Source organism: Bacteroidales bacterium (assembly GCA_014860575.1).
Taxonomy (GTDB): domain Bacteria; phylum Bacteroidota; class Bacteroidia; order Bacteroidales; family JAAYJT01; genus JAAYJT01.
In genome coordinates, this window is sequence record JACZJK010000055.1 from 24,993 (window position 1) to 35,471 (window position 10,479).

Sequence of the window (10,479 nt, forward strand, 5' to 3'; positions counted from 1 at the left end):
GGGACTGACGGGGCGAAGCTGTGTAGACCACATTAAGTTTTCTTAACCACAACGCCGCACCGGTCCCCTCCAGGTGTTCTTACACACTACAGTTCACTTTTCGCCCCTTCACTCATAACCTATCATCCATTGATCACCTTTGAAGGCTACGTAGTTATTGCGGTTCTCGTTTTTATAACCCTGACGCTCTACAATAACTGGATAGGGGCGGGATTTACCTTCACCATCGGGATTGCTGTACTGGGTGTTTTTCGTATTCTTACGCCTGTCGAAATTCTTGGCGGCTTTGCCAATGAGCAGATTGCTGTTGTAGCTATGCTTTTTTTACTGGGTGATATAATCCGAAAGACCGGTGTGCTCGACGGCCTGTTTCGCCGGACTTTTGCAAAAATACATACCTATCGAAGGTTTAAAGTCAGGATGCTGTTCATGGTGGCAGGTTTTTCAGCATTCCTGAACAACACACCCCTGGTTGCCATCATGATCCCTTATGTAAATGCCTGGTGCAAAAAAAACAATGTTGCCCCTTCAAAACTTCTGATCCCGCTTTCATATGCGGCCATACTGGGAGGCACCGCTACACTGATCGGAACTTCAAGCAATCTGCTCGTAGCCGGTATGGTGGCCGATCAAAAGCTTGGTGTGAATATTGAGCCGCTGCAAATCTTTGATTTCAGTTTCGTTGGTGTTCCGATGTTGATCCTCGGCGTTCTTTATCTGATCTTTTTCAGCGGACGTTTACTTCCGGAAAATGCAGATGTCATTCAGAACCTTGAACAACAGAGCCGTGAGTACATCGCCGAAGTACGGATTGCCAATGGCGGGGAATTTCATGGAAAAACTATTGAAGAGGCCGGGTTGAGAAACCTTAAAGGTCTCTTTTTAGTTGAAATTCTTCGCAACGATCAATCCATCAAGCCCGTGAGTTCCTATACACGGCTCAAAGAACACGACGTCCTTTTGTTTGCCGGCGAAACCCAGTCAATCACCGAAATGGTAGAATCCCGCAGCGGATTGCAATTGGCACAGATTGGTATGTACGCCCGCAAAACCCAGACTGCCATTGTTGAAGTGGTAATTTCCTACAATTCTACGTTGGTTTCAAAAACGGCCAAAGAAATCAATTTCAGAAGCAGGTTTGATGCGGCCATCATAGCCATTCACCGCAATGGTGAACGTGTTTCAGGTAAGCTGGGAGAGGTGAAAATGGTTGCCGGCGACGTTCTCTTGCTGTTGACAGGCGAAGATTTCAACCTGATGAGCAAGGACACGCCGGAATTTTATATCATCAGCCGCCTCCAGGAATTCAACAAGCAACCGGTGTATAAACAGGTCTTGCTCATCGGGGGCATCGTTCTCTCGATTGTCGCTTCAGCGCTTGGCTTTGTGAAACTTTTCACGGCGCTCATATTACTGTTGCTGCTGATTATGCTCACAAAAATGGTTTCGCCTAAGGATGTGGTTAAAAGCATTGATTTCAACCTGATTGTGATCCTGGCGCTTTCCCTTGCCTTAGGAACCGCCATGATCAAGTCCGGAGTGGCTTCAAGTTTTGCTGAAGCTTCATTCAAAATCTTTAAGCCGTTTGGCATTGTAGGCGTTCTTGTCGGTATCTTTATTATTACCAACATCCTCACTTCATTACTGGCCAATGCTGCAGCGGTTGCCATCGTTTTCCCGGTAGCCCTGAGTATGGCTTTCGATCTGGGTATCAATGCCAAACCTTTTGTGCTGATCGTCGCCTTTGCCGGTGCAGCAGCTTTTTTAACACCTATCGGCTATCAAACCAACCTGATGGTATATGGGCCGGGAGGCTATAATTTCAAAGACTTTATGAGGGTAGGGCTGCCTCTCTCGCTACTGTTCATGGTGGTGGCAGTGTTTGGCCTTATACTGCAATACAATTTACGTTTGTACGATTAGAATGGATGTAAAAGAAAGACATAGAAACAACTTACTAACGCTGGCAATCCAGGCTGCTTTAGCCGCCGGAAAAGAGATTCTTAAAGTCTACGGCAGAAGCGATTTTGAGGTTGAACTAAAGTCCGACAATTCCCCTTTGACGCTTGCCGACAGGATTGCACACCAGACCATCACTGAAATCCTTGCTTCGGCTACGATTCCCCTGCTGAGCGAAGAAAGTGTCAGTATTCCTTTTCGCGAACGCAAAGCCTGGAAAACATTCTGGCTTGTTGATCCGCTAGACGGCACCAAGGAATTTATCAGGCGCAATGGCGAATTTACGGTGAATATAGCCTTGATCGAAAACCACTCGCCAACCAAAGGCGTAATATACGTTCCCGTTCTTGATGAATTGTATGCCGGCGATGTTCAGCATGGTGCCTGGAAAATCACTTCAGCTTCTGCAGTAGCCCCGGCTGATATGCTTATTTCAGGAGTTGCGACCCGATTGCCTGTGAACCATAACAGCTCACCGGGAATCGTAGCCAGCCGTTCGCATCTGAACCCGGAAACATCAGCTTTTGTCGAGGGCATGAAAAGAAAATACCCTGATGCCCGCATCGTTTCAAGGGGCAGCTCCTTGAAGTTGTGCATGATCGCCGAAGGCAGTGCAGGCATTTACCCCCGGTTCGCACCCACAAGCGAATGGGACACCGCCGCCGGGCATGCCATTGTTGTAGCCTCCGGAGGAAAGGTTTTGCTGGCGGCCAACAATGATCAATCACTTAGATATAATAAAGAAAATATACTTAATCCCTGGTTCATTGCGCTGAGCCAAAACATACAACAAACCTGGTATGAACACAAAAACAACAATGCCTGAAAATATCTTTACCGTCTTCGACCAGATTCTTGGCCGCAGTGACAAGGAAAAACTGCTCAAGCAGCATGCCCGCGTAATCTGGATGACCGGGCTAAGTGGCTCAGGAAAAACAACCATCGCCCGTGGCATTGAACTTGAATTGAATCGTCGGCTCTTTCTGACCCAGATACTGGATGGCGATAATATAAGGGCTGGCATAAATAACAACCTGGGCTTTAGCGAAGCTGATCGGTTGGAAAATATCCGTCGCATATCAGAGGTTTCAAAATTATTTCTCAATTGCGGCATTATCTGCATCAACAGTTTCATCAGTCCGACACGCAAGATCAGGCAGATCGCCTACGAAGTCATTGGCCGTGATAACATCATCGAGATTTTTGTAAACGCACCACTTGAGGTCTGCGAACAACGGGATACCAAAGGATTGTATCAAAAAGCAAGGGAAGGCAAGATCAAGAATTTTACGGGTATTGACAGCCCTTTCGATCCACCTGAGAACCCCGACATAATACTCGACACAGATAAACTAAGCATTGAAGAATCTCTCAGCATAAGCCTGAAGTACATTCTTCCCGTAGTCACCTACCGCCACTCTTTTTAGAATTCAAAATTTCATATTCCATATTCAAAATTCCTGTCTTTTGTAGATTTCCGAATCTTGAATCTTAAATTTTGAGTCCACTCCGAAAATTAAATATGCCCCTAAATCCCCTAAAGGGGACTTTCGCAAACTGCTCATTTTTAGCGTTTCCCCTTTAGGGGTCAGGGGCTAAAAACGGTAAAAATGAACAGTTTGTGACTTTTCGGACCAGGCTCAATCTTGAATCTTGAATTTCGAATCTTGAATCTTCCAATCAACCAGCAACCAGCAACTACTGTATTACAACCGAATGACAATTGTATGACCCAAATCAAGCAACCAGCAACCAATTAACCAATCAACCAATTGACTAATCCACACACCACCCCCTCCTTCACCCTTACCAACCTCCGCGAGTTGGAAGCCGAAAGCATTCACATCATCCGTGAGGTAGCCGCCGAGTTCGAAAATCCCGTTATGCTTTATTCAATCGGAAAAGATTCTTCCGTAATGGTCCGGCTAGCTGAAAAAGCATTTTATCCCGGCAAAGTGCCATTCCCGCTCATGCACATTGATAGTAAGTGGAAATTCCGCGAGATGATCGAATTCCGCGATAATTATGCAAAAGAAAAAGGCTGGGACCTGATCGTGCATTCCAACAAGAAAGGGTTCGAAAGCGGCATTGGGCCTTTTACACACGGCAGCAAGGTGCACACTGATATTATGAAAACAGAAGCATTATTGGAAGGACTTTCAAAATACGGTTTTGACGCAGCCTTCGGAGGGGCACGCCGCGATGAAGAAAAAAGCCGCGCCAAAGAGCGCATTTTCTCCTTCCGCGACCGCTTCCACCAATGGGACCCTAAAAACCAACGCCCCGAATTATGGGATATCTACAATGCAAGAGTCCACAAAGGCGAATCCATCCGTGTCTTCCCGATCAGCAACTGGACTGAACTTGACATCTGGCAATACATCCGCCTCGAAAAAATTCCAATTGTTCCTTTATATTTTGCCAAAGAACGCCCGGTGGTGGAATACAACGGAGCCCTGGTAATGGTAGACGACGACCGCATGCCCAAAGAACTGGCAGCTACAGCTATGATGAGACAAGTACGCTTCCGCACGCTGGGCTGCTACCCACTCACTGGCGCCGTCGAATCCGATGCCGACACCATCGAAAAGATCGTCGAGGAAATGATGATCGCCACCAAATCCGAACGCACCACCCGCGTCATTGACTTCGACCAGGAAGGCAGCATGGAGCAGAAGAAGAGGGAGGGGTATTTTTGATGTAGTACAGTGATACAGTGATGCTGTGATGCTGTGGGGCTGAATCGTAATTTTTTAATAATTGGAGTAATGGAGTGATGGAGTAATGTAATCCCTAAAGTTATCTGGTTGGAATAATGGATGTATGGAAGAGCGTAGAAATGTGAATCGTGGGTTTAAGAAATTGAGGGTATGGAATGATGCAGTTGAACTTTTTATTATTACAAACCAGGTACTTAAAACACTGCCCTGGGATTTGAAGAAATCCAAAATGAATACCCTTGATGCTGCGCACAGCATTCTCAGAAACATTGCTGAGGGTTATTGCAGAAGGTCAGCCAAAGAATACCTGAATTTTTTAAATATAAGTTTGGGTTCTTGCGGTGAACTTAACAGCTCAATGATAAGCTTTCACAGTGCAGAATTAATTTCCGATGATGAATTTGAACGTTTTGACGATCACCATTATAAAACAGAAAATGGCTTGATCAAGCTAGCGGAGGCCATCCAAAAGAAAATGGCCACCAACCAAGCCTGGGATCAAACTTACCACTAACCATCACTCCATCACTCCATCACTCCATTACTCCATAACTCCATTACTCCATTACTCCATAATTCCATCACTCCATTACTCCATCACTCCATCACTCCAAAACTCCATCACTCCAAAACTCCATCACTCCAAAACTCCATCACTCCAAAACTCCATCACTCCATCACTCCATTACTCCATAACTCCATTACTCCATCACTCCAATACTCCATCCAACACCCAACATCGTTACAACATGACCACCACTCCAATAAACATCCACGATTTCCTTAACCAGGATCAAACGAAAGATCTACTACGGTTGCTCACCGCTGGCTCAGTTGATGACGGAAAATCAACTTTGATTGGACGATTGCTCTTTGATTCTAAAAAAGTGTACGAAGATCATCTGACTTCGCTTGAGAAAGACAGCAAACGCATTGGCCATGCAGGCGAGTTTACAGATTATGCATTGTTGCTGGATGGTTTGAAAGCCGAGCGCGAACAAGGCATCACCATTGATGTGGCTTACCGCTATTTCAGTACAAACAAGCGCAAGTTCATCATCGCCGATACGCCCGGCCATGAACAATATACCCGAAACATGGTCACAGGCGCCAGTACAGCCAACCTGGCCATCATCCTGATTGATGCCACCAAAGGGGTCATCACACAAACCAGGAGGCATACCTATTTGGTTTCGCTGCTGGGCATCAAACATGCGGTGCTGGCTGTAAACAAAATGGACCTCGTTGATTATGACCAGAAGGTGTTTGATAATATATGTGCCGATTACCGTGGTTTTGTATCCCGCCTCAACATTCCCGATATTGATTTCATCCCTCTTGCCGCGCTGCACGGCTGCAATGTGGTAGAAAAAAGCGATAAGATGCCCTGGTATAACGGCAAACCCTTGCTTGAGTTTCTTGAAACCGTGCATATTGGTTCCGACCGCAATTTCAACGACCTCAGGTTCCCGGTTCAATATGTGCTTCGACCCGATTTAAGTTTCCGCGGTTTTTCAGGAAAAGTGGCTTCAGGGATTATCCGCAAAGGCGATGCTGTCATGGCTTTGCCATCACGGAAGGTTTCCAGAGTAAAGGAAATCATAACTTATGATGGTAATCCTGAAATTGCATTCCCACCGCAGTCCGTTACCATCACCCTCGAAGATGAAATTGATATCTCCCGTGGTGAGATGCTGGTTCACCCGGATAACCTTCCTAAGATAGAACGACATTTTGAAGCCATGATGGTGTGGATGGACGAAGAGCCTATGGACCTTCAGAAGCAATACTTCCTGAAGCACAACAGCAATGGCAACAAAGCCCGCATTGACCAGATCCGCTACCGTGTAGATGTGAACACACTGGAGAAATCCACGGTGGATTACCTTTCGCTTAACGAAATAGGGCGGGTGGTGATCACAACTGTAAAACCACTGCTTTTCGATTTGTATATCAAAAACCGCCAGACAGGCTCGTTTATTCTTATTGACCCGATCACAAACAACACTTCCGCGGTTGGGATGATTATTGAAAGGGTGAGCACCGAAGAAATGCCTTCACGGATTGCCGATATGGACAAGGCAAGGATTGACAAAGGGCAGGGCCTTATCGGTGACTCAGAATACCAGAAACGCTACAACCAGCAGGGCGCTACCATCTGGATCACCGGTTTGCATGGTAGTGGAAAAAACGAACTGGCATTTTTGCTTGAGAAAAGACTCTTTGATATGGGCGCCACCGTTGTTGTGCTCGAAGGCAGCGCCGTGCGCTCCGGCCTCTCCCGTGAACTCGATTTCACTGCCACCGACCGTGCCGAACACCTCCGTCGTGTAGCCCACGTTTGTCGCCTGCTCAACGACCAGGGAATTATCACCATCTGTTCGTTTATCTCGCCCGGCGAAGATATCCGTCAACAGGTAGCCGGTATTATCCGGCCCGAACGCTTCCACTTGGTATTTATGGATGCCAGCCTCGACTACTGTCAGAAAAACAAACCCGAATTATATCAAAAAGCATCCGAAGGCAAAGCCGTCAAGGTGCCCGGAGTAGATGCCGTTTACGAAATACCTTCAAATCCAGTTTTCACCCTCAAACCCGAAGATAATGGCCTTAACCCCAACCGCATCATAAAGTTTTTGCGGGAGAAGGGGATTTTTCCGGTGCAATAATTTGTGTTCGGCGTTAAGGGATACAAGCCGCGAGGAACGAGGAGATTGCAGCCCTGGGAATCGAAGTTTCGGGATCGAAGATACGAAAAGGAAATTAGCGTTTGACGTTTGGAGTTCGACGTTAAGGGATACAAGCCGCGAGGAACGAGGGGATTGCAGCCCTGGGACTTCAAAAAATCATTGAACTTGGTTTTGGCGGACGACTTGAATTAAACATAAAAATCTAACAGACAACTTGACCGAAAATGAATAAACCGTAACCCGAAATAAGTTGACAGCGGCCGTTGGCAGCGGCAGTCCACAACTATGTTAGATTTTACTAAACTTTGAACCAGGAACGTCAAACGTCAAACCTCGAACATTGATCTCAAACACGGAACCCGGAACCTTGAACCCCGAACACCTCCCGATAGCTATCGGGACGCCGAACGCCAAACCCCGAACCTCAAACACTAAAGTCTCAAACTCAATAATATGCAACCTATATTAGAAAAACGGAAAGAAGAACTTAAAAATATTTGCGAAGAACTAAAGATCAGAAGACTTTACGCATTTGGATCCGCTGTAACAGCAGACAAATTCAGAGAAAACAGTGACATTGACTTTCTAATATCCTTTGAAGATAGCATATTACCTGAAGAATACTCTGAGAATTACTTTCAACTTCAATATAAACTAAGAGAACTTTTTGACCGTAAAATAGACGTCATTACTGAACGTTCGTTATCAAATCCTTATTTTATTGAGTCGGTTAACAAGAATAAAGTACTGATTTATGAAGCCTGAAATCAAAAAACACCTTTATGATGTAAATGTTTCGATAAACTCAATTTATGAGTACCTGGGAAACAAGCGGGACTTTAAGGAATATTTGAATAACAAACTCTTACGCAGAGCGATTGAGCGGGAAATTGAGATTATTGGAGAAGCTATTAACAAGATTTTGAAACAATATCCTGACCTGAAGATTGAAAATGCAAGAAGAATAGTGGATACCAGAAATTGGGTAATTCATGGATACGATAAAGTTGACGATGTGATTATTTGGGGAATAGTTTTGAACCATCTACCGAAATTGCAAAAAGAAATTCAAGCATTATTAATGGACTAAACCCAACCGCATCATAAAGTATTTAAGAGAGAAGGGGATTTTCCCCTTGCAATAATTTATGTTCGGAGTTAAGGGATACAAGCCGCGAGGAACGAGGGGATTGCAGCCCTGGGAATCGAAGTTTCGGAAGAGCCGAAAAGTAGTTTGGCGTTCGGAGTTCGACGTTAGGTTTTAAATACGTGGAAGATTTTGTAACGAAGATGAAGGTAGAAAGATTTGAGGATTTGGAGATTTGGCAGGATTCGAGAGAGTTATGTCAATTGATCTACAAAATAACTTCTGTTAAGCCTTTTTGTGATGATTATAAATTTCGCGATCAAATTCGTGCTGCAGGTGGTTCAATTATGGATAATATCGCTGAAGGATTTGGGAGGGGAGGTAATCGTGAATTTGTGAATTTTCTCAGCATTGCCAAAGGGTCGAACGATGAAGTTCGCTCCCAGTCATACCGGGCTTTAGATTTTCACTACATAACCACTGAAGTTTTAGCAGAATTACTTGAAAGAACCGACAAAATATCCAGAAAAATCAGCAATTTCATTGGATATCTAAATTCAACCACTTTCAAAGGGTATAAATTTAAAAACTAGCTACCTTCTTCAACCCCGAACGCCAAACGCCAAACATCAAACGCCAAACATCAAACGCCAAACGTCAAACGCCAAACGTCAAACATCAAACCCCGAACGCCTCCCGATGGCTATCGGGACGCCGAACCCCGAACCCCGAACGCCAAAACCCCTAACGCCAAACATGCTTCCCCCTGCTGAAATAAAACGATACCTTTCCAAAGCATTCTGGGATGTGGATATTGACCCCGGCAAGCTTTATCACTTGCTAACTGGGCAGGTAAACCAGGTGGATCATATTACAAAAGAAAGGCTCTTCAGGCGTCTCATGGAAACCTACTCATGGTATCAGATTCTGGAGATCGTTCCCGCTGATCAGCTCAACAGCTTACTTGATGATCAGCTTATTGGAACGCTAAGAACCAAAACACTGCAAAAACGCTATGCAGCCCTCGCCGAAATATTACGAAAGAATCCTATACCCCTTGCAGGATAAAGTGCTGAAAGCACTCAACGAGCTGGATACCGGCTTTTACCTGACCGGAGGAACAGCCCTTAGCCGGGCCTATCTAAGTCATCGTTACTCCGATGATCTTGATTTCTTTCTCAACCAGGCTGAGGATTTTCATTTACAGGTTCAAAAATCAGTAGATACCTTAAGAGCTAATTTTCACGATAAAGTTGAGGTAACCTTAACCGCAGATACCTTTGTGCGGATCTTTATTAATGAACCCGACGCATCGCTGAAGTTGGAATTTGTGAATGATGTTTCATTCAGGCACGGAGAACCCATTGAAACAGTTCTTTATAAACGAACCGATAATCCCAGGAACATCCTAAGCAATAAAATAGGCGCTTTATCACGTCGTGAAGCAAAGGATCTGGTTGATATCATTGAAATCGCCAGAAAATATCCATTCAACTGGAAAGAAGTAATCGCTGAAGCAAAGATGAAGGATATGTGGGTTGATGAATCTGAAGTCATACTGATCATCAACGAATTCCCAATAAGCAGACTTGAGGAAATTAAGTGGATTCAGGCATACAACCCTGAACAATTTAAACAGGATATTACCATCGTGCTCAACGATCTTTTTACAGGAAGAGATAACAGTCTGTCGGCATCTAAGTAGGCAGGAGCCATTCTAAATTAAGTACCCTCACTTTACCCGAAACCAAAATAAGTTGACAGCGGCAGTTGGCAGCGGCAGTCCACAACTAAAGTAGATTATACTCGAACGCAAAACGCCGAACGTCAAACCCTGAACGCCGAACCTTGAACCCATCACTTCGACAAACTCAATGACCGAACCCGAAACTTGAGTCCACTCCGAAAAGTTTATCTGCCCCTAAATCCCCTAAAGGGGACTTCCACAAAGTGCTGATTTTTAGCGTTTCCCCTTTAGGGGTCAGGGGTCAAAAACGATAAAAATCAGCAATTTGTGACTTTT

Annotated in this window: 11 protein-coding genes; all 11 read left to right on the forward strand. The window is 45.0% G+C overall.

Annotated elements, in window-relative coordinates:
• Positions 1-129 precede the first annotated feature (129 nt).
• Positions 130-1,923, forward strand: coding sequence for an SLC13 family permease (locus IH597_14715; GenBank protein MBE0663705.1), 1,794 nt, complete (start codon positions 130-132; stop codon positions 1,921-1,923).
• Position 1,924: 1 nt separating this feature from the next.
• Positions 1,925-2,785 (forward strand): 3'(2'),5'-bisphosphate nucleotidase CysQ, encoded by an 861-nt coding sequence (gene cysQ, locus IH597_14720; protein MBE0663706.1) that lies wholly within the window; start codon positions 1,925-1,927, stop codon positions 2,783-2,785.
• Positions 2,778-3,386, forward strand: a complete 609-nt coding sequence (gene cysC, locus IH597_14725) for an adenylyl-sulfate kinase (protein MBE0663707.1) — start codon at positions 2,778-2,780, stop codon at positions 3,384-3,386. Before cysQ ends, cysC begins: the two co-directional genes overlap by 8 nt.
• 345 nt (positions 3,387-3,731) lie before the next feature.
• Positions 3,732-4,658, forward strand: coding sequence for a sulfate adenylyltransferase subunit CysD (cysD, locus tag IH597_14730; protein ID MBE0663708.1), 927 nt, complete (start codon positions 3,732-3,734; stop codon positions 4,656-4,658).
• Between the two features lie 124 nt (positions 4,659-4,782).
• Positions 4,783-5,193, forward strand: a complete 411-nt coding sequence (locus IH597_14735) for a four helix bundle protein (GenBank protein MBE0663709.1) — start codon at positions 4,783-4,785, stop codon at positions 5,191-5,193.
• 235 nt (positions 5,194-5,428) lie between these two features.
• Positions 5,429-7,348, forward strand: a complete 1,920-nt coding sequence (gene cysN, locus IH597_14740; GenBank protein ID MBE0663710.1) for a sulfate adenylyltransferase subunit CysN — start codon at positions 5,429-5,431, stop codon at positions 7,346-7,348.
• 474 nt (positions 7,349-7,822) lie between these two features.
• The gene (locus tag IH597_14745; protein ID MBE0663711.1) at positions 7,823-8,134 is read left to right on the forward strand and encodes a nucleotidyltransferase domain-containing protein; all 312 of its coding nucleotides are present in this window, start codon (positions 7,823-7,825) and stop codon (positions 8,132-8,134) included.
• Positions 8,124-8,459: a DUF86 domain-containing protein gene (locus tag IH597_14750; GenBank protein ID MBE0663712.1), complete on the forward strand. Its 336-nt coding sequence runs from the start codon at positions 8,124-8,126 to the stop codon at positions 8,457-8,459. Before IH597_14745 ends, IH597_14750 begins: the two co-directional genes overlap by 11 nt.
• 200 nt (positions 8,460-8,659) lie before the next feature.
• Positions 8,660-9,049 (forward strand): four helix bundle protein, encoded by a 390-nt coding sequence (locus IH597_14755; GenBank protein MBE0663713.1) that lies wholly within the window; start codon positions 8,660-8,662, stop codon positions 9,047-9,049.
• Between the two features lie 106 nt (positions 9,050-9,155).
• A complete protein-coding gene (locus IH597_14760) occupies positions 9,156-9,524 on the forward strand; it encodes a hypothetical protein (protein ID MBE0663714.1) in 369 nt (122 codons plus the stop codon).
• Entirely contained in the window at positions 9,472-10,161 is a 690-nt protein-coding gene (locus tag IH597_14765) for a nucleotidyl transferase AbiEii/AbiGii toxin family protein (protein MBE0663715.1), read from the forward strand. Before IH597_14760 ends, IH597_14765 begins: the two co-directional genes overlap by 53 nt.
• Positions 10,162-10,479 lie beyond the last annotated feature (318 nt).